The organism is Streptomyces macrosporus (assembly GCF_039533145.1).
Classification (GTDB): domain Bacteria; phylum Actinomycetota; class Actinomycetes; order Streptomycetales; family Streptomycetaceae; genus Streptomyces; species Streptomyces macrosporus.
Genome location: NZ_BAAASZ010000030.1, coordinates 38,225 through 64,624, shown reverse-complemented (window position 1 = coordinate 64,624; position 26,400 = coordinate 38,225). Strand labels below are relative to the sequence as shown.

Below are 26,400 nucleotides of genomic sequence, written 5' to 3'. Positions count from 1 at the left end.
CAACGCGGTGCCGCAGCCGAGCATCACGCCCGCGGCGCGACGTGTAAACGAAGGGGGCGCCGACGGGGTTCCGCCCTCCGGGTGGGCGGGTCCCGCAGCACCCGGGAGGTGGTGGATGGTGATGCGGGCCGAATCCCCCTGCACAGGTGCCGAGACTAGCCCGGCCGCACAGTGCGGGCAAGATCGCCTGGCGGCCGCGGCGACGGGCGAGGTCATGACGTGCGGCGGTGTCGTGCGGTGCTGCGGGTGCGCAGGCGGAAGCCGAGGTAGAACACCAGAGCAGCGGCGACCAGCACGATGACGGCCTTGGAGACGACCCCGACGTACGTCTCGACGAGATCCCACTGGTCGCCCAGCCAGTAACCGGCCATGACGAGCACCGTGTTCCAGATCAGGCTGCCCAGGCTGGTCAGGAGCAGGAAGACCGGCATCGACATGCGCTCCAGGCCGGCCGGCACGGAGATCAGGCTGCGGAAGATCGGCACCATGCGGCCGAGGAACACGGCCTTGGTGCCGTGCTTGGCGAACCACTGCTCGGTCCGTTCCAGATCGGACGTCTTGACCAGGGGCAGTCGGGCCCAGATGGCGTACATGCGGTCACGGCCGAACAGCATGCCGATCCAGTACAGGACGGCGGCACCCACCACCGATCCGAGCGTGGTCCAGAACAGGGCGGAGAACAGGCTGATGACGCCCTGTCCCGCCGCGAATCCCGTCAGCGGCAGGATCACTTCGCTCGGCAGCGGCGGAAAGAGGTTCTCCAAAGCGATGGCCAGCCCCGCCCCGGGGCCGCCCATCGTGTCCACGAGATCGGCTGCCCACCCCGCGATTCCGTCGGCGGGCTCTTGGGGCAGGGCCAGGGTCATGAGGTCCATGGATGCTTCTCCAGAGTGGCGAGGCGGTCGCCGCGGGCATGCGCCGCGATCCCTCCTCACGCTAGAAACCGCAGCTTGACGCGGGTATGAGGATTGCCGTCGAACTTGTACGGTTTCCCGCACCCCCACCCTGCGGAAAACCGCAGGGTGGGGCCCTGGGCGCGCCCCGCACCGCGGTCGCGCAGGGCCGGCCGAACGCGCCGCCGCGCCGGCAGAACCGGGAGCACTGTGACCTGGGACCCGGACCCGACGGTCCGGGCCCTCCGCCGTGCTCCGGCCGAGGAGCCGCGTACCGACCGCAGCGTCCTGCCGTGGTGGAACAGCCACCGAGAGCGCGTCACCGCCCACCGATCCGGCTCTCTACCCGGCCGTGCGGGCACGACGGCTACGTCCGAGGCTCCGCGGCGAAGCGGACGAAGCCGGCGATACGGGAGGAGAACGTGAGCGGGCACTGCTCGCCGAGCGCCGAGCGCACGCCCGCCACCACCTCGGCGTCCGGCTCGCCGTACACCTCGAAGCGCTCCACCCGGCAGTGCTCCATCACCTCGCGGATGTACGGGTCCGCGAGCCTCCAGTGCACACGGACCGCGTCGGAGTCCCGATAGAGCTGGAAGCTGTGCGCGAGCATCCGCTCCTCGTCCACGAACGTCTCCACCATCAGCTGCGGCCCGTGCTGCCGCGCGAACTCCACGGCCCGGGCGATGGCGCCGCGAAAGCTCTCCAGATGACCGTCGGTGATGCGCATGGTGTTGCGGAAGAGAAGGATCGTGTTGTCCTGTGTGGTCATGGCTCGACCCTGGCCCTTCAACCACGCTTGAGGTCAAGTCCCCGTCCCGACCCGACTCACCCCCTGCCACCTCGGTCCCCGCCCACACAGGCCATCAGGCAGCGCGGCGAGCACCCGACCGGCCCCGGGCCAGTTCCCGGAGGGGAAGGACACCCGCAGGGGCGCCCCGAACATGGGTCGAGACCGTCCACGACCAGGCCGGACACCAGCACCCGATCAAACTCGGGGTATGGCTCGGCAACCGGAGAAGCCGCCGCGACCAACCCCCGTGAGCGGGCCGCCGCATTGGAGGAACCGGGGCTGTGGCAAGGAAACACCGGACGCCCGGGCGTGTCCGTGGAGACGGGGCCACCCCCGCGAGTGCGGGAGAGCAACGACTCCCGGAAGGTGCTGCGGAGCCGTTGCGGGGAGGCCGTTGATACGGCCTGGCGATACCCTCTAGACGAGTGGTTCCGATGTGATCACTGGTCGCATGCGATCAGTGATCCGGTGGTGGGTGCGCCGATGTGGTGGGTGTGCCGGATCGCGGCTGCCATCGCCAGGATCCGCTGGGCGATGCGGACGGCCACACGCTCGAAGGTCCGGCCGCCGTGCTGCTCCAGCCCGAGCCGGCCCTTGAGGGTGTCGTTGACCGACTCGATCAGCCGGCGAACCAACTTCAGCAGCGGTTCGCCGGCCCGATTCTCCTCCCGATCGAAGGACGGCCGCAGCAGCCTGATGCCCTGCCGGGCCAGGTCGGCTTCGAACTCCTTGGCCGCAAAGCCCTTGGCCGCGATCAGCAGCAGGCCAGGGCGGTCGGCGGCCAAGTGCGGCTCTCGGTCGAGCATCGCGGTCAGCACCTCGCGTTCATCGAGCTTCGGGCCGGCCAGGGCCCAAGTGATGGGCATGCCCACTGGGGTGCACATCAGGAACAGGCGAGGCCCCGGTAGAAGATGAATCCGGCACACCAAGTCAGACAGCGTCAACTCACAGTGATCGGGGTGTCCAGGAGAGCGTCATGCCCACAGAGCCCACGGAGTCGACGGATACGTTCGTCGCACGACTGAATCACCTGTTCGAGTCGGTGCACCCGCCGGGCCGAGGGACGTACTCGAACCAGGAGGTCGCCGACCTGCTGCGGGAGCGCGGCGGCGAGACCATCTCCCATGTCTGTCTGTGGAAGCTGCGCACGGGACGGGCGACCAATCCCTCCCGACGGCAGTTGGAGACCCCCGCCGGCTTCTTCGGGGTGCCCGTCGGCTACTTCTTCGACGACGCCACCGCCGCCCGGGTGGACGCGGAGCTGGGGCTCGTCCGGCAGTTGCGTGACAGCGAGGTACAGCGGGTCGCCGCCCGGGTCGCCGGTCTGTCGCCCCAGAGTCTGGAACAGGTCCTGGCCGCCATCGAGGAGATCCGCCACCGCGAGGGCCTGGACGCCGAATCCGGATCCGGCGGTGACGCCGCAGGGGGCCACCCATGAAGCTCGGAGCCTCTCTCCACCGGGACAGTCGCCGCTTCGTCCGCGGCCTCGGCCTGCCGCCGGCGGACAGCATCCGGGACCTGCTGCCCGCCATCGAGGAACGACCCGGCCACCCGATCCGCCTGATGCCCGCCCCTGCGGGCACCGACCGGAGCCTGTGCGGCATGTGGATCCGCACCGCCGATGTCGACTACGTCTTCGTCCACCCGGAGACCAGCCGCTTCCACCAGGACCACATCATCGCGCACGAACTGGGGCACGTTCTGCGCAACCACCGGGGAGGGCCGGCGTCCGGGCCGGTGAGTCCCGTCACCGAACGGCTGGTGCCCACGCTCGATCCGGCGGTGGTGCGGATGATGCTGGGCCGCGGCGACTACGAGCACCGGGACGAGCAGGAAGCCGAGTTGATCGGCTCCTATCTCCAGCAGCACGTCCACCGCCGCCCTGTCCATCGCACCACCGGCCGCGTGGCGCAGACGCTGCTGCGTCTCGGGAGGTAGACCGTGCAGCAGCTTCTCCACCCCATATGCCTGGCCCTGGCCGGTCTCGGCTTCCTGCTCCTGCTCTGGCCGCCCGAGCGTCTGCGCCGCGACCGCGCCCTGGCCGCTCTCGCCGGGGTCTACGGCTTCTCCGCCGTCTCGTTCCTGGTGTCGCTGGAGCCGGTCCGGCGGACGCTGGACGACCTCACCGGCCGCCCCTCCACCGGCATCCTCGCCGCCTTCGGATACGTGGAGGCCATGCCGGCGCTCCAGCCGGTCGTCCTCGCCCACTGGGACCTGTCGCCGGAGCAGGCCCGGCGGCGGTCTCGCTGGTCGCCGGCGGCCGGGGCGGCGGTCGTCACCGCACTGGCGGTGCTGTTCTTCCAGCTCACTCCGACCGGCCGGTCCACCCCGCACGGCTTCACCGTCAACTACCTGCACGACGGCGTCTACCAGGGCTATCTGACGCTCTCCATCACCGCCTACGTCATCGGCGAGGCGTACCTCGTCGCAAGGTGCCGGCGGGTCGCCCGCCGCACCGGTGAGGTCTGGATCGCTCGCGGGCTGCGGATCGTCGCGGCCGGCGCCGTGCTGACGTTCGGCTACAGCGCCGTCCGTCTGGCCGCCGTCGCCACCGCCGACCGGCTCCGCGCCGCGCTGGCCGCCTACCGGTGCGGCGAGACCTCCCAGAACCCGGCCGAGTACGCCGACGCCGCCACCCGCGAGGACCTGCGCACCCCGGACGACGACGTCCGCGCGCTGGTGCGCATCGCCGCCCACTTCACCACCGCCGACGCCGGAAAGGATCCCTCCCCTTCATGGACCTGACACGCCTGTCCGCCGCCGAACAGCTGGACGCTCTGAGCCGTGGCAAGGTCTCCAGCCGCGAGCTGACCGCCGCGCACCTGGATCGCATCACGCGCCATCCGGAGTACAACGCGGTCGTCACCGTCGATGCGGAAGCCGCTCTGGAGGCCGCCAAGGAGGCCGACCGGCGACGGGCCCGCGGACGGGGAGGAACGCTGCTCGGGCTGCCGATCACTCTCAAGGACTCTCTGGAGACGGCGGGGCTGCGCACCACGTGCGGCGCGACCGACCTGGCCCGGCACATCCCCGACCAGGACGCGGACGCCGTGGCCCGGCTCCGCGCGGCCGGCGCGATCGTCCTCGGCAAGACCAACACCCCGGCCATGTGCCAGGACATCCAGACCGGCAACGAGCTGTTCGGTACCACCCCCAACCCGCACGACTCCTCCCGCACCGCGGGCGGTTCCTCCGGCGGCCCGGCCGCCGCGGTGGCCGCCCGCTTGAGTCCGCTGGACATCGGCAGCGACCTGGCGGGCTCACTGCGGCTGCCCGCCCACTACTGCGGGGTCTACAGCCTGCGCACCAGCCACGGCATCGTGCCCACCCGCGGCCACATCCCGCGCCCGCCCGGCTGGCTGACGTCCTCCGACATGCTCACCCTGGGACCGCTCGGACGCAGCGCGGCCGACCTCGACCTCGCCCTCGACGTCCTGGCCGGGCCTCCGCCGGAGGAGGCCGCCGCGTGGCGACTGCGGCTGCCCGCCCCCCGGCACGAGCGACTGGGCGAGTACCGCGTCGGCCTGTGGGCCGACGACCCGTACTGCCGGGTCGACTCCGCCACCCGCGCGCTGCTCGACCGGGTCTCCCGGCGGCTGCGCGACGCCGGCGCCCGCGTCGAGGCCACCACGCGGCCAGTCAGCATGGCCGACTCCGACCAGCTGTTCCAGTCCCTGATGTATGCGAGCGCGGCCGCCACCGCTCCGGCGGCCGCGTTCGCCGCCGAGGTCGAGGCCGCCGCGAAACTCCCCGAGAACGACCAGTCCCCCAACGCCTTCTATCTACGCTCCCGCACCATGCGGCACCGGGACTGGATGCTGGCCCACGAGCGGCGCGTGCGGCTGCGCCGCCAGTGGGCGGACTACTTCCGCGACGTCGATGTCCTCATCACCCCGGCCGCGCCGACGGCCGCCGTGCCCGACCAGACCGGCGTGCCCGTCCCCGAGCGGTACATCACCGTCGACGGCCAACGCCGCGGCTACTGGGACCAGACCACCTGGCTCAACCTGGCCGGCGTCGCGGGCCTCCCTGCGGCCACCGTCCCGCTGGGGAAGACGTCCGGCGGGCTACCGCTGAGCGTCCAGCTCATCGGCCCCTACCTGGCCGACCGCACCGTCACACACCTGGCCGGGCTGCTGAGCCGCGTCTAACGGCCGCCGCCGGCACCTCCACTTCGTCGGCCGGTGTAGCGGGCTGCCCCATAGACGGTGGCGGCCCCCTTCGCGAAGAAGGGGGCCGCCACCCCTTTCCACCGGTTCCCAGGTCGCAGGTCTCCGTCGAGACCACACCCGGCGCGTCGAGGCTGGAGGCGGTCGGTGTGCGGGTGCCGGTCTCCCTCGCCGAACAGGTTCCGCAGCTGCGCCTCGGTGACCTCCTGGCCCGCCGCCAGGCCGAGGACGGCCAGGCCCCGCCTCATCCACCGCCCCGGCGGCGGCCGTACCCGACCACCACCTGACGCGAGTAGTAGCGGTGGGCCTGCCCGGCGGTGATCCTCGCAACATCCATCACGCCCACCACGCCACACCGCGCCGACCTGCCGAAACAGCACGAGCCCTGGTGGCTCCCGCCCGGCGGGAGCCACGGCCCGACTTTCCGTCCCCAGGGACCGCCGGACGGGAAACCATGTGCGGCATGCGGCCGACGCACGAGTGTCATCGCTCTCCGGCAGTCCCGGCCAAGCCGGTCACTGTATGACCCACCCCTGCCGGCCGCACCCGGTCACCCACGCGGCACCACAATTCCGCGCATTTCAGCGCGTGGAAGTACCGGCGCTTGCATTCCAGACAGGTCTGGCGAGCGACCACCGCCCGGTTCAGCGTCGGCACGCGCTTGGGCCGTGCCAGGTCGACGTCGTACAGCCGCAACGCGCCGGGCTGCCGCCCTTTGTCGTTCTCCGCGCGTGCCAGGCGTGACCGACGCCCCCGGCTGGTGAGATGGAGGCGCCTCGCCACCGCCGTGCCGAGGGGCGGTGCCGTACACACACGGCGGGATGGGTCACCTACTGGCCTCGGTCTGTTCGGCTCGTGCCCAGGTGGTGGCGAGGCGGTAGGAATCGGTGCAGCGCGGCCGTGCCGGCAGGTGTGGCTGAGACGGACGGCGACCTGGACGGTCTCGATCCCGCCGGCGGTACCGGTATACCGGCACTGGAGCCCGCACCCGTGTCCGCGTCCCGGGCCGGCAGAGAGCCCGGCAGGCCGTCATGACTCGTCCACGCCAGGCGGTGACCCCTGGGGGCCTCCGCCCATGGCCAGGGTGCGCTTGATACCGCGCCGCACGAAGGCACGGGCCTGCACCGCCCGGCGGACACGCCGCAGACGGCCGATCGGCTCGGGATCTGCGTACCGACGCTCGTGGATGTCGCGCACCACCTCCGCGGGCGCACCGAGTGCCGGCAGTTCCACCAGGGCCTCGCCCTTCGTGATCAGTCGCCCGTCGCGCAGGGTGACCGTGGCGCGGGCCAGGACCAGCAGGCCCAGGTCCACCCAGACATCCTGGAGCCACAGCAGCGGTCTGCTCGTGGCCGGAAGCCAGTACTCTGCCAGGTCGCGTCGGATGAAGTCCTCCAGCTGCCCGCGGGCGAGCGGCGGGAGCAGTTCCGCGGGCGGCGGACCGTGGAGGGTGAGTCCGCCATCGAGCAACTCCCGGCGGGTGACCGGTGTCACCGGGCGTTCTAGCATCATGCCGTGCGCCCAGGTGACGTGGCCCGTCTCGACCTCGGAAAGCGCCGCCCTGGCCAGGTACGAGCAGTGCAACTTGGCCGCGGCCGGCTCCTCGTCCAGCAGTCGTCGGTGGATGCCTGCCAGCCGGTCCCTCCGCTCGCCGTCCAGCGGGCTGTCGACCACCGCAATGAGGTCGAGATCGCTGCGCCCCGGCTGGAAGTCGCCCAGCGCGAGGGAACCGTGTGCCCAGACGGCAACCGTCGGCACCGCCAGGCGTATCTCGGAGACGAACCGCTCGAGCACGCGATCCGTTGCAGTCGCTGCCATGGCCAGGATCCTCGCAGAGTGCCGTGCACGACACCATGGCGGCGAGGGAGCCGACGGCAGCCGGCCGGCCGGGAACCGTCCGCTCCACCACCCAGCGGTGGCGGCCCAGCCGGGCGGAGGAGTCGACGCCCTTGCGGGCGATGCGCACGCCGATCCACTGGACGCGCAGCCATCTGCGCAGGTGAGGGACTTCGTAGGCCTGGTTGGCGGGCAGGCGCCGGGGTGTGACGTGGCGGCCGCGGTCGGGGCTGTGTCTCGTGGGGCGACCGGCCACCCCGGGTTTCAGGTTGAGGCTGTCGTGGGTGTTGGCGGCCGAGACACCGACGATCAGGGGCAGGCCGTTCGCGTCCGACGGAATGCGCATCGTGGTACCCGGCCTGCTCCGGGGCTCGGAGTCGGGGCCAACGCGGGTGGCGTCGATCAGGCCCGGCGTCGTCAAGTGAATGCAGCACGGTCTGATGCAGGCGTCCCCCGGACGCCGGCCCGGGACCAGAGCAGGAATCGGCGATGGGCCGTGGACTTCGCGATCCCGAAGCACGGCGGCAGGGTCCGCCGGGCGCAGCCGCCGGCCAGCACGCAGACGATGGCCGCGAACAGCGTCTCATCGGGGGTGTCCTGGGTGCCGCCGCCCTGCGGCCGCACCTTCGACGGCGGGATCAGCGGCTTGGCGATCTCCCACGGCCCGTCCGGGGCGATCCGTCTCCACCGACTACTTCCCCATGCTGGTCGACGAGCCGACCGCCACATGGGGCACGCGCTTGTCAAGCCTGCCAAGTGGTAAGCGGGAGGCTTCTGATGTTCTGTACGACAACCGGGCCGGTAAACCGTTCCACGGACTCGCCGAGCTCAACGTTGTCCGCTCGGTGCCGCCCCTGACGGGCGCTGTTCTCCGACTGAGAAAAATTGGCCGGTTACAGGCATTCGAGGCACCTGGGGTCGCGTGGGACGATGCCGGCCGGACACATCCCTAAGTTCGCGGGCGTGAATGTTCGGAGTCACGTGGGGCTCGGATCCGTGTAGCGGCAGCCGTCGGCTCACAAGCTCTCTCGCAGTGCGCCGTCCCTGACCAGGACAGCGCAAGAGAATAAGCCGTACCGGTGGCGAGTCCCACGAGAAGGGGGAGCGATCGTGGCACCGTCACGCTGTCCGGAGCAATCCTGGGAGTCCGTGTGGAGCCGTGCCCACACACCGTTGCGTCAGGGAATCTTGGGCTATCGGGGTTTCCGTGTGGCCCTGGACGGGCCTCGCAGTCGGCTGGAGGTCCCCGACGCCGTCGTTACGCTCGTCCTCGGATTCGGCAGTCCGTTGCGGGTCCGTGGCGTGGCCCGTTGCGGCGCGGCCGGGGAAAAGGACGAGCCAACCGTCTCCCGCTCGCTCCTCGCCGGGCTGTCCGTCAAGGCACGTGTCGGTACGCATGACGGCCATGTCCACGGGGTGGAAGTGCTCCTTCAGCCGTGGGCGGCCTTCCGCCTGTTCGGTGTCGCCATGCACGAGGTGGCCGACACCGTCGCGGAGCCCGATGTGGTGCTCGGGCCAAGAGCCGGGCAGTTGGGTGACGCCTTGGCCGCCCTCTCGGGGTGGTCCGAGCGCTTCGCCCTGCTGGACACCGTGCTGACCGACTGGGGCGCCGCCGGACCGACCTGCTCGCCCCGGGTCGTGTGGGCGTGGAACCAGCTCAGGCGGACCGCCGGAACGATTCCCATTCGCCGGCTCACGGAGCAGACCGGTTGGAGCTGGCGGCAGTTGAACAACCGATTCCGAGAACAGATAGGTCTGTCCCCGAAGGCTGTGGCGCGCGTACTGCGGCTGCGCCGTACCCTGCGGCTGCTGGCCGACGACTGTCCTCTCGCGGACACCGCCGCGCGGTGCGGCTTCAGCGATCAGGCCCATCTGGGCCGGGAATTCAAGAACATGACCGGGGTCACACCACGCCGGTTCCTCCTGCTCCGGGCAGCGTCGCCCGCGCCGGCGGCAGCCGCGGTGGACCGCATACCCGGTGAGGTGACCAGCGTACTGCTGAGGACATGAGCCGCACTGCGGTGCGAATTTCTTCAAGACGCGCGGGGGCAGCGGGCCGCAGTGTGCTTCCCGACGCATCTTCCGAAGAGATCGGAGGGAAGTGGCATGTATCGGACCATCGAATCGCTGGGCACCCGGTTGCTCGGCCTGTTCGTACCCCGTCTCGACGCGGCCGCGGCTGCCCAGGCCTGCTGGTCGGCGTGCTGGCAGTGCAACAAGCACTACGGGCACCAGGACGGGCACTGCAATTGCAATGCCCCCTGTTGCTCCTGGCCGAACAACTCCAACCGGTTCAACTGCAACTGTCTCGCCTGTCCGTGAGGTGAGCCGTCGCCCGTACTCAACGGAGGCCGTCCCCGGGCTGAGCAGCCTGCCGACATCGGCGCAGGCCCTCAGCCCGCGGACCCCGACCGGAAGTGGAGGTCCCCGGTGCACGCTCTGGCGATCGGAGTCCGCTGTCTGATCGGAGTCGTGTTCCTCGTCTCATCCGTCGGCAAAGTGCTGGGGCGGCGCCGATTCGGTGACTTCGTGGCCGCCATCCGGCGAGTACCGGCGGTGCCGACGCAACGTGCCACCGCCGTTGCGGCGGTCGTCGTGGCTGCCGAGTTCGCCGTATGGATCCTGCTGGTGATCCCGACGCCCTTGACCGCTGCCGTCGGCTGCGCCCTCGCGGCCGTGCTGCTGGCGGTCTTCGTCATCGGCATCGCCTCGGCCCTCGGCCACTCGGTCGCCGTACCGTGCCGCTGCTTCGGCGCTTCCACGGCCGTCCTCGGCCTGCCGCACCTGATCCGGAACGCCATCCTCGCTCTGCTGGCCGCCGCGGGGGCCGTGTCGGCGCTGTGGGCGGCATCGGCCTCCACCGGAACGGCGCCGGGCGTCGAAACCGTCGTGGCGGCACTCGCGGGGGCACTGCTGGGCGGGCTGGTGGTGGTGCTCGACGACGTCCTCGAACTTTTCCTTCCCGCCGTTCCCAAGCCGTTCCAACACCGCTGAGGAGAGAACATGCCCGTTCTGATCACGATCGTGGCCGTCGTGGGTGTGCTGGGTGTCCTCAATCTGGTCCTGGCTCTCGGCATGATCAGGCGACTGAAGGAGCACACGGAGGTCCTGTCGAACCTCAGCGGTCGCGGCTCCCTCGCGCTTGGCGAGGAAGTCGGTGCGTTCACCTCGACCACTGTGGACGGTGAGTCGGTGACACGCGAGGCGCTGGCCGGTGACACGCTGGTGGGCTTCTTCTCTCCCTCCTGCGCACCGTGCCGGGAGCAGTTGCCGAAGTTCGTGGCGTACGCGCGGCAGATGCCCGGTGGGCGTGGGCGGGTCCTGGCGGCCGTGGTCGGCCAGGGTCCCGACGCCGAGAAAATGCTCGCGGAACTGGGTGAGGTGGCTCGCGTGGTGGCGGAAAAACCGGGAGGCGGCGCGCTGAGCGCGGCGTTCCAGGCCATCGCATTCCCCACGGTGCTCAGGGTGTCTCCGGGCGACCGCGGGGTTCCCGTGGTGACCGACGACCGGGTCGATCTGGACCGGCCGGTCCTCACCCTCGGTCGGTGACCACCGTACGGCGCGTGGCCGGCGCCGCGGCGTTGGTGGCAGCGGCCGCCCCCGCGGGACTGGCCCTCCACCTGGTGATCACGGTGGCTTCGGGTGCCATTCCTGTGGGGACCGCCTGGCTGATGAAACTCGTGATCGACCAGGTGGTGGCCGGCGCCTCGGCCGGGGCGCTCCTCGCCTGCGCTCTGGGCCTGGCCGGGGTCGGTATCGCCACGGCCCTGCTCCCGCACGGAACCCAGTACCTGACGGGGGAACTGGACCGTCGCACCGGGGTCATCACGCAGGAGCGACTGTTCTCCACCGTGGATCGCTTCGTCGGCCTGGCACGGTTCGAAGACCCGCGCTTCCTGGACCGGTTGCGCCTTGCCCAGCCCTTCAGCGGCATGAACCCGAACGACGTGGTGAACGGGATCCTGGGCATGGTCCGCGCCACGCTCACCATGACGGGCCTGCTGGCCTCCCTCTTCGTCCTCGGGCCGCCGATGGCACTGCTGGTGCTCGCCTCGGGGGTCCCGGTGCTGGTGGCCGAGTGGGCGCTGGCACGGCGACGGGCACGGATGCTCTGGGAGATCGGTCCGGTCGAGCGACGGGAGTTCTTCTACAACGAGCTGCTGTCGGACGTGGCTGCGGCCAAGGAGGTTCGGCTCTTCGGACTCGGGCCCTTCCTGCGCAAGAGGATGCTGGCGGAGCGGCGCGCCGCCAACGCCGCGAAACGCAGGATGGACCGCAGGGACCTGACGGTCCAGGCCGCGCTCGGGGTGCTCTCGGCCCTGGTCGCCGGAGGCGGGCTCGTCTGGGCGGTGGACGCGGCACGGAACGGCACACTGACGGCCGGTGACATCGCCATCTTCGTGGCAGCGGTGACGGGCGTGCAGACGGCCGTCGGCACCATCGCCGGTGAACTGGGCCGTACTCATCAGGCCCTGTCCCTGTTCGACCACTACACCGCCGTGAGCTCATCGGACCCCGATCTTCCGGTCGCCGCCGCACCACGCTCCCTGCCCCCGCTGTCACGAGGCATCACCTTCCAGAACGTCTGGTTCCGCTACTCCGGGGACCAGCCGTGGGTGCTCCGCGGCGTCACCTTGCACATCCCCCACGGCACGGCGGTGGCGCTCGTCGGACTCAACGGCGCGGGCAAGTCCACCCTCGTCAAACTCCTGTGCCGTTTCTACGATCCGGACAAGGGATCGATTCTGTGGGACGGCGTGGATGTGCGCGACGTCGATCCGGTCGAGTTGCGGCACAGGATCAGCGCGGTGTTCCAGGACTTCATGGCCTACGACATGACGGCCGCGGAGAACATCGCCGTGGGGGATCTCGACGCACTCGACGACCACGACCGACTGCGCGACGCCGCTCGGCGGACAGGAGTCGATCAAGCCATAGCCGAGCTGCCGCGCGGGTACGCGACCTTGCTGTCACGGCGGTTCTTCACGGAGACGGAGAAGGAGGAGCCGGTGGACGGCGTGGTGCTGTCGGGCGGGCAGTGGCAGCGGCTGGCGCTGGCCCGTGCGCTGGTGCGCGGGCACCGCGATCTCATGATCCTCGACGAACCGTCCTCGGGGCTGGACGCCGAGGCGGAGCACGAGATCCACACCATGCTCCGCCGACACCACCGAGGCCGAACCAGCCTGCTGGTCTCCCATCGGCTCGGGGTGCTGCGCGAGGCCGACCACATCGCGGTGCTGTCGGAAGGTCGAGTGGTGGAAGAGGGCAACCACGCGGCTCTGATGGCTCAGGGCGGGAAGTACGCCCGGCTGTTCAACCTTCAGGCCGCCGGTTTCCGGCCCTCCGCCGAGCGACCGTACGCCGACGAGGCCCGGACGGGGACGTGATGCGTTCTCGGAAGCCCGGTGCCCGGTCCCTCGCCGGCGTAGCGATGCTCCTGGGCACGGTCCTGGCAGCCGCCGCCGTGTTCAGGCACCGCATGATCGTGGTCACCGTCCGGGGAACGAGCATGGCGCCCACCTACCGCGACGGTGACCGGGTCCTCGTACGCCGCACCACTCGCCTCGTTCCGGGACAGGTGATCGTGGTCGAACAGCCCGCCCCCGGAGGCCGATGGGCGACGGTGCCGCTGCCCCGCGGCGCCCGAGCCGCCGCCATGACCGCGAGGACATGGTTGATCAAACGGGTCACGTCCGTCGGCACCCCACCGAACGACGCGGTGTGGCTCCTCGGCGACAACGCGGAGGACAGCTTCGACTCACGCCACATGGGCTGGGTCCCCAGGCCTCGGGTCCTGGGCGTGGTGGTGCGGCCCAGACGCCCCCACCGGAGAAGCGCCCTGCCCGCCGAGCGGCGCTGACCGGGGCGCGCCGGCCGGTCCTGGCCCGTCCGACGGGCCGGCATGTTCCCCCGTGTCGCTGCGCGGTGTGCGTCACGAAGCGCTTGGCCCGTGTCCTGTGTGGTGAGGCGGACCAGCCGCTTGTAGCAGCAGATCACGGCCGCGAGACCGAGGAAAGCCAGGTGGTCACGGGAATGGCGCTCGTAGCGGTGGTTGAGGCGGCAGTGGCCGGCCGGCCGGGAGAGGGTCCGCTCGATGCCCCACCTTCTGCGGCCGAGACGTTCGCCGGACTCGATGCCCTTGCGGGCGATGCGCACGCCGATCCGCTTCCCTCGTAGCCATCTGCGCAGGTCGGCACGGTCGTACACCTTGTCCGCACGAAGTCGCCGGGGTTTGCAGCACCGGCCGCGGTGGGGGTCTGTGAGGATGATCGGGTGCCGCCTCGGGCGGCGGTCCGGCCCGAGGTACGACAGGCGCTGACGCCCCGAGTTTGCTCTGCCGACCACCGCTCGAGGCGGCGCGTGCTGCCGCCGGACCGGTGGGCGTGTCCCGATAGGAGCCCTTGCGACAAGCACCGTCACAGTCCGGACCGCCGCACCTGGCCGATGTCGGCCACCGGCGTTCCCGAAGCGCTCAGGAGACAGGCAAACGTTCAGCATGACCCACCCCACCCACCCCCGTCACCAGACGACCGCCCCACCCGAGGACGTCGTGCTCGGCGTGGACACCCACAAGGACATCCACGTGGCCGCGGTGATCACCACGGTGGAAGCCCTGCTGGACACCCGCAGCTTTCCGACCATCGAGGATGGCCACCGACAACTGCCGACTCGGGCTCGGTCCTTCGGCCGCCGGCCGCCTGCGGCGGGCCTGCGTGGAGTGCACCGGCTCCTGCGGCGCGGCACTGACGCGCTACCTGCACCGCGAGGGCATCACGGTCACCGAGGTCGACCAACCGGACAAGGCCACCCGGCGGCGCCGCGGCAAGACCGACGCGATCGACGCCGCGGCCGCCGCCCAGGCGGTGGTATCCGGCCGGGCCACCGCCACCGCCACCGCCAAGGCCGGCGACGGCCCGGTGGAGGCCATCCGCATGTTCAAAGTGGCCAAGACCTCCGCGACCAAGTCCCGTTCGCAGGCGATCAACCAGCTCAGGGCCGTCCTGGTCGCCGCCGACCCCGCCCCGCGCGAAGCGTTGAACGACCTGAGCAATCCCAAACTCATCCGGAAGTGCTCCTCATCCGGAAATGCTCCGAGCCGGAGGCCGCCGATGGCACTGCCCCAGCAGCGGCGGCCCGCCACACACTCCGGCTCCTGGCCCGACGCGTCCAGCATCTCACCGAGGAGATCAACGACCTCACCGCGCGGATCGCCACCGCCATCGCCGTCTGCGCACCGCGGCTGCTGGACCGTTACGGCGTCGGCCCGGACACCGCCGTCACCTCGCTGATAGCGGCCGGCGACACCCCGAGCCGAATGGGCAGCGAGGCCTCCTTCGCCGCACTCCGCGGCGTCAGCCCGCTAGAAGCCTCCTCGGGCAAGACCCGCCGTGAAGCCATCCGCTGCCTCAAGCGCCACGTCGCACGAGAGGTCCACCAGACGATCAGCCCGGCCAAGTGCAGTGCGAAATCTGCCGGTTGGCATCCACAGGGGCATCGAACTCGCGGTCCGCTACGAGGCGACCGTGCTGGTCGCAGTCCTCAACGAGTGGTTGTGACCAGGGGCGCCACCGTCAGGTTGCCGCCGCATAACACCGAACGGCCACCTTCTGCTCCGGGCTCCACTGCTGTTCGACTCTGCCCAGCAGCTGCCAGCCGAGCCGCTCGTACAGGCCTGCCGCCGCGGTGTCCGAAGCCACCACGTCGAGCACCGGATGCAAGCCACGATCCTGTGCTTCTGTGACAGCCTGCGCCATCAGCAGCGCACCGATTCCGTGGCCGCGGGCCCACGGGGCGACGAACAATCGGTTGACCACGACGGTCGCGTCGATACGCACCCCTGCGCGAGCGCTCCACAGCCCGGGAGCCGCGTCTCCCGCGGCGCTCTGGGACAGGCCGATATGGCCGGCCATGCGGCCGTCCAGTTCCGCCACCCATGAGGCGATGAGCGAGGGCGGTGTGAGCCATGCGCCCGGGAAGTCGGGCCAGTTCACCGGATAGCCGTCGTGCTCATGGACCTCTGCCAGCACCCGTACACAGTCACCGAGGTCGCGATCAGTCCGCTGTCGGACACACCGGAGTACGCCCGCGCCGGACACGCTCTCGCTCTTCACTGCGGCATGGAAACACAACCCGAAGGCCAGTGACCAGCGACTTTCGCAACAGACCCTAGGACAGTGAGAGAGCCGCTCACGGCTGTTTCTGTGAGGTCCGCGTGCGTGGGACTCGACCTCGCCCACGCGGTGAGAGAACAGGCTGACCGAGTGTGCAGCCTGCCCGCTGCACGGCGACATCGCCGGAACAGCGATCACGCGAACACCGAGATGAGCGCGGTCGACCTGGCCCGCCGGTCCCTGGTCGCGGCCCGGAAAGCGGCGAAGAAGAACGGCGGCCGGCGCAAGGAGAAGCCCCGAAGGCAGGCCCCGGGTGGTGCGGCGCGACAGCCGCGACCCGCTCGCGCTCGGAGAGGCGATCGCCGCGATGATGACCGAGCGGGCTGGAACGCCCCGGCCGTCTGCGGCGACGTGATCGCCCGGTTCGACAGCATCCTCGACGCGGCCGCGCCCGAGTGGTGGGTGGGCCCGGCGATCGCGGTCGCGAGGGAGCGGCAGACCAAGGCTCTGCTGTCGTGTCGGTGAGGACGGAGATTCTCCGAGTTGGTGAAGCCGTGCTGTCGTCCGCGGACAGCAGTGTCTGATTCTGGCTCTCCTGCCGTGTGTGGGTCAGGCTGTCGTGAGTTGGCGGCCGAGAAGGCGGGGCCCGACGCCGCGCACTTCCCCACCGCCATGAGGGAGCGGACGGAGTTTCGCGTCAGCCCCGGCCGAGGACGCAGAACTCGTTGCCCTCCGGGTCGGTCAGGACGACCCAGGAGACGTCACCCTGACCCACATCGGTCCGTATGGCGCCGAGGCCTTCGAGCCGGGCGACCTCCCTCGCCTGATCCTCGACGGGGTCGGACATCACGTCGAGATGGATGCGGCTCCATACGACCTCGTCGTCGGGCGTGCGACGAAACTCCAGATACGGCCCGACGCCCTTGACGGAGCGCAGCAGGGCGCGGTCGTCGGTCAGCTCGTGGACGGTCCAGTCGAGCGCCTCGCCCCAGAACCGGACCATGGCCCGTGGGTCGGCGCAGTCGACGACCACGGCGGCTATCGGCCCGGTGTCCCGGTAGAGTTCCCGGGGCTCCAGGACGCTGAACACGTTGCCCTCCGGGTCGGCCATCACCGTCCACGGCACGTCGCCCTGGCCCACATCGGCGGGCGTCGCCCCGAGCTCCTTCAGACGTGCGACCAACTCGGCCTGATGGGCGTCGGAGGTGGTGGCGAGTTCGAGGTGTACGCGGTACTTCACCGTCTCCGGGTCTGGGACGCGGACGAGATCGATGCAGACGGCGGACGGGTCCGGCCAGTCGAAGCCCACGGGTTCCAGGTTGGTGACGCCGGGCCCTTCGCTGGAAACACCCCAGCCGAGCGCCTCCGCCCAGAACCGGCCGAGCGCCGAGTCGTCCCGGGCCTTGAAGTTCACCTGAACAAGTTGCAGCGTCATGCCGCATACCCTAGGTGATCCCCCGTGGGACAGGCGTGCGAATTCTGGCTCTCCTGCCGTGTGTGGGTCAGGCTGTCGTGAGTTGGCGGCCTCGCGCCGGACCCGGTTCCACGAGGCACCCCGCTCGGCGCCCAGAACCTCGGTGGCCCAGGCGATCACGTGGAAGGGGGCCATGACCCGGATCGCGTCCGGGGCCCAGCGGGCCTCGGCGATCCAGCCGGCGCCGTCGGCACTGATGTGGGCGAGGCGGGCCGCGCGGTGGGGGCCGAGGTCGCCGAAGAAGCGGTCCAGGTGCCGCGGCACGGCGGACCGGGCCATCACCTGGTCCGGATCGGTGAGAACGCCGCGGACCAGGTCGACCTCGTCCGCGTCGGTGACCTGCCGCAGTTCGTCCAGGTAGGCCGCGAAGCGGACGTGCTCGTCCGGCTCCCGCAGGGGGTCGTGGACGGTCATGCGGCCTGGTCCTGTCGCTCGACCAGGACGCCGTTCTCGAAGCGGACGCCGGAGCGGACGAGAGCGACGAGGTGGGGTGCGGTGACCGCGCGCCGGCGGGCCTGGGCGGCCTCGGCGAGCTTGAACACCACCGTCGGGGCGGCGGCCGGGCTGCCGGCCCCGCGGATGACCTTGGTCCGCAGCCGCACCGTGCCGAGGGTCGACTCGATGGGATTGGTGGTCCGCAGGTGGATCCGGTGCTCGGCCGGGAAGCCGTGGAACGCCGGCAGTTCGTCCAGGTCGTCGGTGATCTTCTTGACCGCCTTGGGCCACTTCGCGCCGTAGGTGTTCTCGCTCGGGCGCGGGCACGAAGTCACCACTGGACAAGCCGTGCAGACAGAGCAGGGGCAGCACCTCGCTGATCTTCGGGAACTTCCGGCACCACGGTGGCTGGGGGCACCTCCCGGCCGAAGGCCGGGGGAGATCATCGACGAGAACCGCATCCGCTCACCCGTCGCTTCGTCGACGCGCTTGTCGTTCACCCGCGGCGCCCGCACCGCGACCGGCCCGGCCGCCGTGCCCGCGGTCCGCTCGCGGTGACGGCCGTCGCGGACCACCAGGCGCCGTCCGGCCTCGTCCCGCTCGGCCGCCAACTCGGCCGTGTGCTGCTCGACTTCCGCCTCCAGCGCCGCGGCGAGCATCCACCTCGCGCCCTCGCGGACGATCTCGTCCATCAGGGAGCCGGCCCCGGTGATTCCGTCCTCGTCGACCACGCTGAGCACGGACCTGCCTTCCCGACCCGCGGTGCAACGCGGGCCTGCTCGATGACCTTGAGTCGATCACTCGGGAAGGTACGCCCTCCGCGTTCCGCGAGGCACCCCTCCCGAGGCCGATCCGCAAGTTCTGAGCATTGCTCCGGCGTAGGAGCCGCCGTACCGGAGCCCCTCGCCACGCGCGGCGGCGCGGGAAGGAGTCCCGGAGTGCCCAGGGTCAGGATGCCCTGGCCCGCTGTGTGACGACGATGCAGGTGAGCACGGTGACAGCGGTGAGCGGAACAGCGGCGCTGAGTTGTTCGCCGAGCAGGAGCACGGCCCACACGAGCGTCAGCAGTGGTTGAGCGAGCTGAAGCTGGCTCGCCTTCGCCACACCGATGAGGCCCATGCCCTTGTACCAGACGACGAACCCTCCGAACTGCGAGATGCCGGCAATGTACGCCATTCCGAGGACGGCCTCCGTCGTGAGGTGCAGTGGCTCGTGCGGTAGCGCCCATGCGGACACGACGAGGTTGGCGGGGGCGGCGAGCACGACGCCCCAGGCGATGACGCGCCAGCCCGGCATGTGTGCCGAGAGCCGTCCGCCATAGGCGTAGCCCGCGGCGCAGACGAGCAGGGCGCCGAAGAGGTAGAGGTCCGCAACCGTCGGCTGTCCGTGGTTCTGGGAAAGTGTGAACGCGATGACGGTGACCGCGCCGGTCCCGGCCGCAGCCCAGAACGCCTTCGAGGGATGACGCCGGGTGAGGAGTGCGGAGATCGTCGCGGTGGCCATCGGCAATGCCCCGATGACGACCGCCGAATGCGCTGTGGACGATGTCTGCAGGGCGAGCGTCGTGAGCAGCGGAAACCCGATCGCGCAGCCACCCGCGACAATGGCGAGTGCGGGCCAGTCGGCGCGTGCCGGGAGTGGTGCCCGCGTCGCGAGGAGTGCTGCGAGTGCGATGGCGGCGGCCAGGACGCCGCGGACCCCTGTGGCGCTCCAGGGGCCGAATCCGTCGAGTGCCCACACTGTCCCAGGGAAGCTGAAAGAGAAACTCAGAACACCGAGTGCGGCGAAAGCGGTGCCGCTCGACAGTGGCGATACCGTGGATGTATCGATAGCGCTACGATCCGTTGTCATGAATGACAGTAGCAGTTCGCAGGAGTTGGCCCGCATCCTGGCGCGTGAAATCGAGGAATTACCAGCCGGGGCTCGCATCGCGACGCATCGCGCGCTTGTACGCCGCTTCGGGGTGAGCGCTACCACCGTCTCGCAGGCGCTGGCCCTCCTCACCCAGCAAGGGCTCGTCACCTCTCGTCCCGGCGCCGGCACCTACCGCGCCGAGACGCGCCCCGTGACACGCGCCGGAGACACGTCTTGGCAAGAGGCGGCTCTCGAACTGACGAACCGCATCGATTCGTCGACCGGTGCCTCGCGCGGCTTCAAGACGTCCGCGCTCCTGGGGACGCTCTCGGCCTCGGGACCGGACGTTGTCGACCTCAACGGTGGCTACCTCCACCCCGGACTGCAGCCGCTCAGCACGCTCGGTACCGCGCTGTCCCGCGCCGCACGGCGCTCGGAGTCGTGGGATCGTCCGCCCGTTGGCGGAGTACCCGAACTGCGTGACTGGTTCGCGTCCGACATCGGCGGTGGTCTCAGCCGACACGACGTCCTCGTCTGCGGTGCGGGGCAAAGCGCCCTGGCGACCGCTCTGCGTGCGCTCGGCCGGCCGGGCGACCCGGTCGTCATCGAGTCACCGACCTACCCGGGGACGATCGCGGCTGCTCATGCCGCAGGGCTGCGGACGATTCCAGTCCCGCTCGACAGCGAGGGGCTCCGCATCGACTACCTCGACGAGGCGCTCACTCGTACGAGGGCGCGCGTCGTCATAGTCCAACCGCTGTTCCAGAACCCCACCGGGGCAAGCCTCTCGGTGGGCCGGCAGCACGACATCCGCGACATCGCCCGCCGCCATGAAGCTTTCGTCATCGAGGACGACTTCGCTCGTCACATGGCGCACGCGGATGCCGGGCCAACGCCACCGCCGATGATCGCCGACGATCCGGACGGCACCGTCGTCCACATCCGGTCGCTGACAAAGGTGACGTCGCCGAACCTCCGCGTCGGCGCACTGGCAGCCCGCGGCCCGGTCATGGCGAGGCTGCGCTCCGCACACGTCATCGACACGATGTTCGTGCCCGCGCCTCTGCAGTACACGGCGCTCGAGGTAGTGGCCGCATCGGCTTGGAAGCGCGCTCTCGCCACGCTCGGCTCGGCCTTGAAAAACCGGCGAAAAGTCGCCGTCGATGCGGTTTCGGCAACGTTCGGCCCGCAGTCCCTCGCCCTTCGACCGCGCGGCGGCTATCACCTCTGGGTGTCACTGCCGGGCCACTTGGACGGCGGACAGCTCGCGGCCGCCGCGCTGGCGAAGGGCGTCGCCCTCACCCCAGGAGACAACTACTACCCCACCGACAGCAGTGCTCCACACATTCGACTCAGCTATGTAGCAGCACCGTCGGCCGCGGACATCGACGACGCCATCCGCCGTCTGGCATCTGCCGTCGCAGAAACGTGACCATTCTCCGCCTGCGAGACCCTGCGCACGTCTCGCGTGGCACTCGGGGGCACCACCGCCAAGCCGTGCTGACCGGTGCGTTCAACGGCACCGAACGCATCACCAAGAAAACGCTGGACGTCATCCGGCTCGACCACCTCGCCGATGAACACGCACGCCCCCGCTGATCCGCCCCGACGGCCGTCCGCACCAACACGGTGCGAGCAGGGACAAGACCATGAATCCGCCGGCCGGCGAGGACCTCGCCTCCCTCTGCCACCGGGCGTGGGGCACCCTGATCCCCTGTGCCGACCACCCAGGGTCGACGCCTCACCCCACCACGACGAGGTCCTCCACGAAGTCGCGCGGCAAGCCCGAGCACGCCGGCAGTCCCGGCAAGACGGACATCGCGGCCCCGGCGGCCTGGAAACAACCGTCCGCACGGCCCCGGTGAGTGCCGGCCGAGTGCCGCCCCTCATGTCCCTGCCCGACACCCAGGTCCGCGCGGTCGCCGAGCGGACCGCCACCACGGTCCGCGACACCGCCCCGACCCATGGCGAAGCCGCCCCCACAGGGCGCGTCATCATCTCCAAACTGCCCGGCCTCCGCACCGGCGACGCCCCGACCTCGGCCCCCCGACCGCAGCGGCACCCAAGTGAATGGCCGACCACGCCGCCAGCCGACCACGCCACCGGCCACGGCGGCTCTTCACCGACCGGGGCTACGACCACGACACGTACCGCCGCCTGCCGTGGCAGCGCGGCATCAAGCCACTCATCGCCCGGCGCGGCGTGCCACACGGCTCCGGCCTCGGCACCGTCCGCCGGGTGGTGGAACGCACGAACGCATGGCTCCAGGGCTTCCGACGTCTGCGGATCCGCTGGGACATCCGCGACGACGTCGACGAAGCATTCCTCAAGCCGGCCTGCCGCGTGATCACCTACCGACGCGTCCAAGCATTGCGTCAGCTCCTCCAAGCGGCGTGGTGCCTCGGTTGTCGGAGGCTTTCGGGGCCTTGGCGATGGCGCGGATGTCGAACTGTCGGGCAGCGGCCTGGGGGACCAGGGCCGCGGCGTGGCTCACCCGGCGCGCTGAGCTCACTGCCTTGGTCCTCGGTGCGGCATGGTGATCGACTCGTTCCCGGCCGCGCAGGGGCTCCTCCACGTAGTAGGCGAGCGGTTGCTCGGTGGGGAGTCCAAAGTTCAAGAGTCACCCGATGACATTCCCGGGAGTGCGCAGCCACACCTGCTGACGGTCCGGTGTGACGGTCAGCCCGAAGTTCTCGAGTGGCGGGCAGCCTTGGGAGAGGTACTCCGTCCACGCGGCCTCGGCGCGGTCCCACAGGTTGTCGGGCCCGTACTGCCACACCTCGAACTCCCGGTCGTTGGGGGCACCGGCAGCGGTCGCGGCGGACCCGTCCCGGCCGGTCAGCCATACCCGCTGCCCGCCGCCCTCGGCGGCATGGGTCAAGGTGACATCCGGCAGACGGGCGTAGGCGTACGCGCCGAAGCCGGGGGTGACCAGCCGGGCCGGATCCAGACCGGTCGCCGAGGAGCGCCCGGTGGCGGAGTCGACCGGTGCCGGGGAAAGCCGGTCGGCGCGGGCGGGCATGAACCACGCCTCACCGATCCACCGGCCGACCGCCGCCTGCCCATTGCCCCCGACGGTGAGAGCGATCAGGCCGCCGGCCCACACGTCCCGGTGCAGCGGAACCACGATCCGCCCACCCGGCGCGGTCTGCTCCACCCACGCCCACGGCACCCGCGCCACGGAACACGTGGCGATCACCCGGTCGTACGGGCCTCCCTGGGGGTATCCGGCCATGCCGTCCTCGCACACCACCAGCGGGGCACGGCCGACCGCCAAGAGCGCATCCTGCGCCTGTTCGGCGAGGACCGGGTCGATCTCGACGGTCGCCACCCGACGGTCGCCGACGCGGTGGGCCAGCAGAGCGGCATTCCAGCCGGTGCCAGTGCCGATCTCCAGCACTCGCCCCTCCATGTCGTCGACCTCGAGAGCGGCGAGCATCCGCGCAACCATCGACGGCATGGACGCCGACGACGTCGCCATCCCCGGTCCGTTCTCGGCGCCGTCGTCCAACTGGGTGACGACCGGTGCGTCGGCATACGCCAGATCCCACCAGGTGTCGGGATCCCGATCACGGTGAACAGGGGTGTGGCCGCCGGGGTCGTGCCTCCACACCTGTTCCGGCAGGAATGCGTGCCGCGGCACCGCCGTGAACGACGGCCTCCAGCCGGGGACGAGAGCACCGGAGGCGGTGAGGCCGTCAAGTAACCGAGCCTGACGGTCTCGCCACGCCGGCGCCAGCGTCGTCATGCGTACTTGCCGGTGCTCGGCCCACCATCAGGGGACGGTGGTGTCGGCGGTGGGTTCCACGGTCGGATCGGTGCGGGCTCGCCCTTGTGTTTCCCTTGGGTCATGCTCGATCTCCCCCTGTTTTTGAGGAACCACTGAGGGAACCGTAGCGATAGCACATCGTGCACGGGAGGAGTTTTCCGGCAATTCCACCGTGGTGTCCAAGCCGGCGAAACACCGACACGAGTTCGGTGATGTCTCCCGCGGTTGCCGCCGGTCAGCACCACCGCGGGCAGAATGCCGGCACCATCACAGATCACGTGGTGCTTGCAGCCCGGCCGGCCCCGGGCGACCGAACTCCGATCGGTCGTGGGCCGCCCTTGAGCGCACGGACGTGAGACCTGTCGATCACCGCCCTCGACAGGCCCGGGCGACCGGCGGCCCGCAGCGTCCCGTGCAGCCGCTGCCACACGTCCGCGTTGTTCCAGCCGCGCAGCCGCCGCCGGCACGTCATCCCCGAGCCGAAGCCCGGCCCGGCGGCAGCCACTCCCACCGGATGCCGGTGTAGAGGGGCAGGACCCATGCGGGCCGACCCGGGTCGGCCCCTGCACGGTCGGAAGTCCGGCTCGACGTAGTCGATGTCGGTGAACTCCACGATCAGCCCCGGCGCGCGGCGGCCGCCGTCCCTGGAGTACTGCTCCTGCCGGCCCTCGGCGACCACGGCCTGGAGCCGGGCGTCGGAGGCGCCGGACTGCTGGTAGTGGTGGACGGCCGCGCGCATGGCCGCGGCCACGTCGTCCGACCCCCAGTCGCTCTGGGTGTGCAGCCGGCCGCCCCTGCCACGATCGTTGTCCAGGCGGATCTCCTCCAGGAGCGGCTCGTCTCCGCTGGAGAAGACGACGGGGACGGTGCCGTCGTCGTCGAGGTTCGCCGACGGGGCCAAGACCCGCTCGGTGAAGGCCTGGACGGCGAAGGACTCGTACAGCTCCTCCATGATCCAGCCGTGGTCGAGGATCAGGTACACGGCCGCGCGTCGTCCTGCGGCTCCGGCTCGGGCGAGCGCCTGACCGGCCTGACGGGCCGGGCCCAGGAGCGCCGGCACCTGGGTCTCGACTTTGATCAGGTCCATGCGCCCGCCCGGAGGCTAGATGATCGATTCCAAGTCAGTGGCCATAGGCGGTGAGTGAGCGTAGGACGGGCTGTCCGGTGTGGTCGTTGTGCCAGATCGCGGCGGTCAGCGCGAGGGTGCGCTGCATGACGCGGGTGATCACGCCGCCTGGTGTGCGGCCTCGGTGCTGTTCGAGGTTGAGTTGGCCCTTGAAGGTCTCGTTGACCGACTCGATGACCTGCCGCAATGGTTTGAACAGCGGGGCACCGGGCCGTTCCGGCTCGCTCTTGCGGGCCGGCCGCAGCAGCCGGATGTCCAGTTCGGCAAGCTGGTCTTCGAAGGTGCGGCCGAAGTGGTTCTTGTCGCCGATCAGCGTCTGTCCAGGGCGGGCGGAGGTCAGGCCCGGTTCGGCGGCGAGCAGGTCCAGCAGGGTTTCGCGTTCGTCGGCCTTGGCGCCGGTCAGGGCGAACGCGACGGGCAGGCCCTGGAGGGTGCACATCAGGTGCAGACGCAGGCCCCGGAAGAAGCGGCTGTGACTGGCGCAGTACCCGTACTCGGCCCATCCAACCAGGTCGGAGCGTTTGACGGTCTCACGGAAGCGGCCGCATTCCACCGGGGTGGAGTCCACGATCCACACGTCGTCGCTCCATACCGAGGTGTCGGCGGCCGGCGGCCGGGCGACCTGCCGCAGCAGCGCGGCGGCCTTGCGCAGGCGCTTGTTGTAGCCGGGCTGCTGGGGCAGGTACGGGAAGAGGTGCCGCAGGTGACCGCGGGCGTGGCGGAGTCACCTGGCCTCGGAGGGGAAGCCGAGCATGGCCTGCATCATTGCCGGCGTGACGAGTTCGGCGTCGGTGAGCTGCGGGGCGATCCCCACGGCCGGACGCCATGGCACCAGACGCGGAGACGCTTTCAGCAGGTCGTCGGTCTTCACATAGAGTGCCGTCGCAAGGGTGTCCAGGTTGTTCGTCACAAAACGATCTTGTGGGCGCCCTGGTTTTCGTCTCCGGCGCCACCCCTTGATTTTGATCATCCGGTGAGTCTTGTCCCGCCACCGGTGCACAGAAAGGATCGTGGCATGTCCAGCGACCGCCTCATGCGCATCCACAGCGCCGAGTTCCGGGCCATGGCCGAGAGGGTCCTGCAGGTCACCGAGCTCACCTCCCGCCTGAACGTCCTGCCTTTCGAGGACGAAGCGGGCAAGGCGGAACTGTTCGAACAGATCCTCGGCAAGCCACTGCCGCCGAGAGTCACGATCTATCCACCCTTCTTCACGGACCATGGTCTGAACCTCGACCTCGCCGAGCGCGTCTTCATCAACCAGAACTGCACGTTCCTGGACTATGCCGGCATCCGGCTCGGCGAGCGCGTGATGATCGGACCGAAGGTCACGTTCATCACCAGCGGCCACCCGGTTGATCCCGAGGAGCGGCGGCTGTACCTCACCGGCGCACCCATCGACGTGGCGGAGAATGTGTGGATCGGCGCCGGCGCCACAATCCTGCCCGGCGTCAGCATCGGCCGTGACGCCGTGGTCGCCGCCGGCGCGGTCGTGGCCGATGACGTTCCGCCGGCAAGCTTGGTGACCGGCAGTAAGGCAACCGTGCACCGAAAGTGGTGACGGCCTCTTCGGAGCCACGCCGAGCCCAACCGCGGGCAGCCATAACCCCATCGGAAGCCTGGAGTCTTCCCCCGAAGCAACCGGCTCCAGTCCAAGGTGTAAGGGACCCTCCGCTCGCTCCCCGACCCCTTGGAATTGATCATCTAGGGGGGAGGCGTGCCGGGCGTGGTGGGACGACCGTGGGCGGGGTCGGGGCGTCGGTTTCGATGGCGACGCCGTGGTCGGTGGCGGCGGCTTGGCGATCTCTCGCAGGCCGCCGGAACGGTTCGCTCCCACCGGTTGTTCCATCTGTCCGGTCAACGAGCCGACCACCACGTCCGACACGCTCTGATGCGCGTGGAAACGGGGTGCGCTCACAGGGACGGACAGCGTTTGCCCGACCACC

The 26,400-nt window shown here is 70.3% G+C and carries 21 protein-coding genes and 7 pseudogenes; 15 read left to right on the top strand and 13 right to left on the bottom strand.

Annotated elements, in window-relative coordinates:
• Nucleotides 1–212: 212 nt before the first annotated feature.
• The 3 genes and pseudogenes from ABD335_RS21670 to ABD335_RS21660 all read right to left on the bottom strand — a co-directional run.
• Entirely contained in the window at nucleotides 213–875 is a 663-nt protein-coding gene (locus tag ABD335_RS21670; protein WP_344326118.1) for a DedA family protein, read from the bottom strand.
• 385 nt (nucleotides 876–1,260) lie between these two features.
• Nucleotides 1,261–1,662 (bottom strand): hypothetical protein, encoded by a 402-nt coding sequence (locus tag ABD335_RS21665; RefSeq protein ID WP_344326116.1) that lies wholly within the window; start codon nucleotides 1,660–1,662, stop codon nucleotides 1,261–1,263.
• A 461-nt stretch (nucleotides 1,663–2,123) separates the two neighbouring features.
• Nucleotides 2,124–2,585 (bottom strand): annotated as a pseudogene (locus tag ABD335_RS21660) (transposase family protein); the annotation flags it as partial.
• A 74-nt stretch (nucleotides 2,586–2,659) separates the two neighbouring features.
• Here ABD335_RS21660 and ABD335_RS21655 point away from each other — a divergent pair.
• Genes ABD335_RS21655 through ABD335_RS21640 form a run of 4 tightly spaced genes read left to right on the top strand, consistent with a single transcriptional unit; the run spans nucleotide 2,660 to nucleotide 5,834 of the window.
• Entirely contained in the window at nucleotides 2,660–3,121 is a 462-nt protein-coding gene (locus ABD335_RS21655; RefSeq protein WP_344326112.1) for an XRE family transcriptional regulator, read from the top strand.
• Nucleotides 3,118–3,621: a hypothetical protein gene (locus ABD335_RS21650; RefSeq protein WP_344326110.1), complete on the top strand. Its 504-nt coding sequence runs from the start codon at nucleotides 3,118–3,120 to the stop codon at nucleotides 3,619–3,621. The genes ABD335_RS21655 and ABD335_RS21650 overlap by 4 nt, the downstream gene beginning before the upstream one ends.
• A 3-nt stretch (nucleotides 3,622–3,624) precedes the next feature.
• Entirely contained in the window at nucleotides 3,625–4,428 is an 804-nt protein-coding gene (locus tag ABD335_RS21645; RefSeq protein WP_344326107.1) for a hypothetical protein, read from the top strand.
• Nucleotides 4,419–5,834 (top strand): amidase, encoded by a 1,416-nt coding sequence (locus tag ABD335_RS21640; RefSeq protein WP_344326105.1) that lies wholly within the window; start codon nucleotides 4,419–4,421, stop codon nucleotides 5,832–5,834. Before ABD335_RS21645 ends, ABD335_RS21640 begins: the two co-directional genes overlap by 10 nt.
• Nucleotides 5,835–6,881: 1,047 nt before the next feature.
• Here ABD335_RS21640 and ABD335_RS21635 read toward each other — a convergent pair.
• Both ABD335_RS21635 and ABD335_RS21630 read right to left on the bottom strand, forming a co-directional pair.
• Nucleotides 6,882–7,670: a nucleotidyltransferase domain-containing protein gene (locus tag ABD335_RS21635; RefSeq protein ID WP_344326103.1), complete on the bottom strand. Its 789-nt coding sequence runs from the start codon at nucleotides 7,668–7,670 to the stop codon at nucleotides 6,882–6,884.
• Between the two features lie 73 nt (nucleotides 7,671–7,743).
• Nucleotides 7,744–8,417 (bottom strand): annotated as a pseudogene (locus tag ABD335_RS21630) (transposase); the annotation flags it as partial.
• Between the two features lie 480 nt (nucleotides 8,418–8,897).
• Between ABD335_RS21630 and ABD335_RS21625 the strand changes: the two are divergent.
• The 5 genes from ABD335_RS21625 to ABD335_RS21605 all read left to right on the top strand — a co-directional run bounded on the left by ABD335_RS21625 (nucleotide 8,898) and on the right by ABD335_RS21605 (nucleotide 13,548).
• Nucleotides 8,898–9,698 (top strand): AraC family transcriptional regulator, encoded by an 801-nt coding sequence (locus ABD335_RS21625; protein WP_344326101.1) that lies wholly within the window; start codon nucleotides 8,898–8,900, stop codon nucleotides 9,696–9,698.
• 420 nt (nucleotides 9,699–10,118) lie between these two features.
• Complete coding sequence (locus ABD335_RS21620; protein ID WP_344326098.1) at nucleotides 10,119–10,682, top strand: MauE/DoxX family redox-associated membrane protein; 564 nt, start codon at nucleotides 10,119–10,121, stop codon at nucleotides 10,680–10,682.
• A gap of 9 nt (nucleotides 10,683–10,691) precedes the next feature.
• Nucleotides 10,692–11,237 (top strand): TlpA family protein disulfide reductase, encoded by a 546-nt coding sequence (locus tag ABD335_RS21615; RefSeq protein WP_344326096.1) that lies wholly within the window; start codon nucleotides 10,692–10,694, stop codon nucleotides 11,235–11,237.
• Nucleotides 11,234–13,075 carry an ABC transporter ATP-binding protein gene (locus ABD335_RS21610; protein WP_344326094.1) on the top strand — a complete coding sequence of 614 codons (1,842 nt, stop codon included), beginning with the start codon at nucleotides 11,234–11,236 and terminating at the stop codon, nucleotides 13,073–13,075. The genes ABD335_RS21615 and ABD335_RS21610 overlap by 4 nt, the downstream gene beginning before the upstream one ends.
• Nucleotides 13,075–13,548 carry a S26 family signal peptidase gene (locus ABD335_RS21605; RefSeq protein WP_344326092.1) on the top strand — a complete coding sequence of 158 codons (474 nt, stop codon included), beginning with the start codon at nucleotides 13,075–13,077 and terminating at the stop codon, nucleotides 13,546–13,548. The genes ABD335_RS21610 and ABD335_RS21605 overlap by 1 nt, the downstream gene beginning before the upstream one ends.
• Before the next feature lie 98 nt (nucleotides 13,549–13,646).
• On the opposite strand, the pseudogene ABD335_RS21600 reads toward ABD335_RS21605, so the two are convergent.
• A pseudogene (locus ABD335_RS21600) lies at nucleotides 13,647–13,946 on the bottom strand (transposase); the annotation flags it as partial.
• A 389-nt stretch (nucleotides 13,947–14,335) separates the two neighbouring features.
• Here ABD335_RS21600 and ABD335_RS21595 point away from each other — a divergent pair.
• Both ABD335_RS21595 and ABD335_RS21590 read left to right on the top strand, forming a co-directional pair.
• Nucleotides 14,336–14,977 (top strand): IS110 family transposase, encoded by a 642-nt coding sequence (locus ABD335_RS21595; RefSeq protein WP_344326089.1) that lies wholly within the window; start codon nucleotides 14,336–14,338, stop codon nucleotides 14,975–14,977.
• A pseudogene (locus ABD335_RS21590) lies at nucleotides 14,929–15,045 on the top strand (IS110 family transposase); the annotation flags it as partial. The gene ABD335_RS21595 and the pseudogene ABD335_RS21590, both read left to right, overlap by 49 nt.
• A 214-nt stretch (nucleotides 15,046–15,259) precedes the next feature.
• Here the strand turns inward: ABD335_RS21590 and ABD335_RS21585 are convergent.
• A complete protein-coding gene (locus ABD335_RS21585; protein WP_344326087.1) occupies nucleotides 15,260–15,799 on the bottom strand; it encodes a GNAT family N-acetyltransferase in 540 nt (179 codons plus the stop codon).
• Between the two features lie 105 nt (nucleotides 15,800–15,904).
• On the opposite strand from ABD335_RS21585, the gene ABD335_RS21580 reads away from it, so the two are divergent.
• Nucleotides 15,905–16,324 (top strand): hypothetical protein, encoded by a 420-nt coding sequence (locus ABD335_RS21580; protein WP_344326085.1) that lies wholly within the window; start codon nucleotides 15,905–15,907, stop codon nucleotides 16,322–16,324.
• A gap of 172 nt (nucleotides 16,325–16,496) precedes the next feature.
• Here ABD335_RS21580 and ABD335_RS21575 read toward each other — a convergent pair whose 3' ends face one another.
• The 3 genes and pseudogenes from ABD335_RS21575 to ABD335_RS21565 all read right to left on the bottom strand — a co-directional run bounded on the left by ABD335_RS21575 (nucleotide 16,497) and on the right by ABD335_RS21565 (nucleotide 19,595).
• Nucleotides 16,497–17,234 carry a VOC family protein gene (locus ABD335_RS21575; protein ID WP_344326210.1) on the bottom strand — a complete coding sequence of 246 codons (738 nt, stop codon included), beginning with the start codon at nucleotides 17,232–17,234 and terminating at the stop codon, nucleotides 16,497–16,499.
• 449 nt (nucleotides 17,235–17,683) lie between these two features.
• A pseudogene (locus tag ABD335_RS21570) lies at nucleotides 17,684–18,448 on the bottom strand (transposase).
• Between the two features lie 208 nt (nucleotides 18,449–18,656).
• A complete protein-coding gene (locus tag ABD335_RS21565) occupies nucleotides 18,657–19,595 on the bottom strand; it encodes a DMT family transporter (RefSeq protein ID WP_425583697.1) in 939 nt (312 codons plus the stop codon).
• On the opposite strand from ABD335_RS21565, the gene ABD335_RS21560 reads away from it, so the two are divergent.
• Nucleotides 19,558–20,994 carry an aminotransferase-like domain-containing protein gene (locus tag ABD335_RS21560; protein WP_344326080.1) on the top strand — a complete coding sequence of 479 codons (1,437 nt, stop codon included), beginning with the start codon at nucleotides 19,558–19,560 and terminating at the stop codon, nucleotides 20,992–20,994. The two genes, ABD335_RS21565 and ABD335_RS21560, sit on opposite strands and share 38 nt — an antisense overlap.
• Nucleotides 20,995–21,653: 659 nt before the next feature.
• A pseudogene (locus tag ABD335_RS21555) lies at nucleotides 21,654–21,938 on the top strand (IS5/IS1182 family transposase); the annotation flags it as partial.
• 244 nt (nucleotides 21,939–22,182) lie between these two features.
• Here ABD335_RS21555 and ABD335_RS21550 read toward each other — a convergent pair.
• The 3 genes and pseudogenes from ABD335_RS21550 to ABD335_RS21540 all read right to left on the bottom strand — a co-directional run bounded on the left by ABD335_RS21550 (nucleotide 22,183) and on the right by ABD335_RS21540 (nucleotide 25,367).
• On the bottom strand, nucleotides 22,183–23,043 hold the full coding sequence (locus tag ABD335_RS21550) for a methyltransferase domain-containing protein (protein ID WP_425583706.1): 861 nt from the start codon (nucleotides 23,041–23,043) through the stop codon (nucleotides 22,183–22,185).
• A gap of 562 nt (nucleotides 23,044–23,605) precedes the next feature.
• Complete coding sequence (locus tag ABD335_RS21545) at nucleotides 23,606–24,418, bottom strand: VWA domain-containing protein (protein WP_344326076.1); 813 nt, start codon at nucleotides 24,416–24,418, stop codon at nucleotides 23,606–23,608.
• Nucleotides 24,419–24,452: 34 nt separating this feature from the next.
• Nucleotides 24,453–25,367 (bottom strand): annotated as a pseudogene (locus tag ABD335_RS21540) (IS982 family transposase).
• 105 nt (nucleotides 25,368–25,472) lie between these two features.
• Between ABD335_RS21540 and ABD335_RS21535 the strand changes: the two are divergent.
• The gene (locus ABD335_RS21535) at nucleotides 25,473–26,015 is read left to right on the top strand and encodes a DapH/DapD/GlmU-related protein (RefSeq protein ID WP_344326074.1); all 543 of its coding nucleotides are present in this window, start codon (nucleotides 25,473–25,475) and stop codon (nucleotides 26,013–26,015) included.
• Nucleotides 26,016–26,400 lie beyond the last annotated feature (385 nt).

What these genes read in the sequence shown, in the direction of transcription:
- ABD335_RS21670 (WP_344326118.1), bottom strand. Translation starts at nt 875, where the DNA reads ATGGACCTCATGACCCTGGCCCTGCCCCAAGAGCCCGCCGACGGAATC.
- ABD335_RS21665 (WP_344326116.1), bottom strand. Translation starts at nt 1,662, where the DNA reads ATGACCACACAGGACAACACGATCCTTCTCTTCCGCAACACCATGCGC.
- ABD335_RS21655 (WP_344326112.1), top strand. Translation starts at nt 2,660, where the DNA reads ATGCCCACAGAGCCCACGGAGTCGACGGATACGTTCGTCGCACGACTG.
- ABD335_RS21650 (WP_344326110.1), top strand. Translation starts at nt 3,118, where the DNA reads ATGAAGCTCGGAGCCTCTCTCCACCGGGACAGTCGCCGCTTCGTCCGC.
- ABD335_RS21640 (WP_344326105.1), top strand. Translation starts at nt 4,419, where the DNA reads ATGGACCTGACACGCCTGTCCGCCGCCGAACAGCTGGACGCTCTGAGC.
- ABD335_RS21635 (WP_344326103.1), bottom strand. Translation starts at nt 7,670, where the DNA reads ATGGCAGCGACTGCAACGGATCGCGTGCTCGAGCGGTTCGTCTCCGAG.
- ABD335_RS21615 (WP_344326096.1), top strand. Translation starts at nt 10,692, where the DNA reads ATGCCCGTTCTGATCACGATCGTGGCCGTCGTGGGTGTGCTGGGTGTC.
- ABD335_RS21605 (WP_344326092.1), top strand. Translation starts at nt 13,075, where the DNA reads ATGCGTTCTCGGAAGCCCGGTGCCCGGTCCCTCGCCGGCGTAGCGATG.
- ABD335_RS21595 (WP_344326089.1), top strand. Translation starts at nt 14,336, where the DNA reads ATGGCCACCGACAACTGCCGACTCGGGCTCGGTCCTTCGGCCGCCGGC.
- ABD335_RS21575 (WP_344326210.1), bottom strand. Translation starts at nt 17,234, where the DNA reads ATGACGCTGCAACTTGTTCAGGTGAACTTCAAGGCCCGGGACGACTCG.
- ABD335_RS21560 (WP_344326080.1), top strand. Translation starts at nt 19,558, where the DNA reads ATGAATGACAGTAGCAGTTCGCAGGAGTTGGCCCGCATCCTGGCGCGT.
- ABD335_RS21565 (WP_425583697.1), bottom strand. Translation starts at nt 19,595, where the DNA reads ATGCGGGCCAACTCCTGCGAACTGCTACTGTCATTCATGACAACGGAT.
- ABD335_RS21550 (WP_425583706.1), bottom strand. Translation starts at nt 23,043, where the DNA reads ATGGCGACGTCGTCGGCGTCCATGCCGTCGATGGTTGCGCGGATGCTC.
- ABD335_RS21545 (WP_344326076.1), bottom strand. Translation starts at nt 24,418, where the DNA reads ATGGACCTGATCAAAGTCGAGACCCAGGTGCCGGCGCTCCTGGGCCCG.
- ABD335_RS21535 (WP_344326074.1), top strand. Translation starts at nt 25,473, where the DNA reads ATGTCCAGCGACCGCCTCATGCGCATCCACAGCGCCGAGTTCCGGGCC.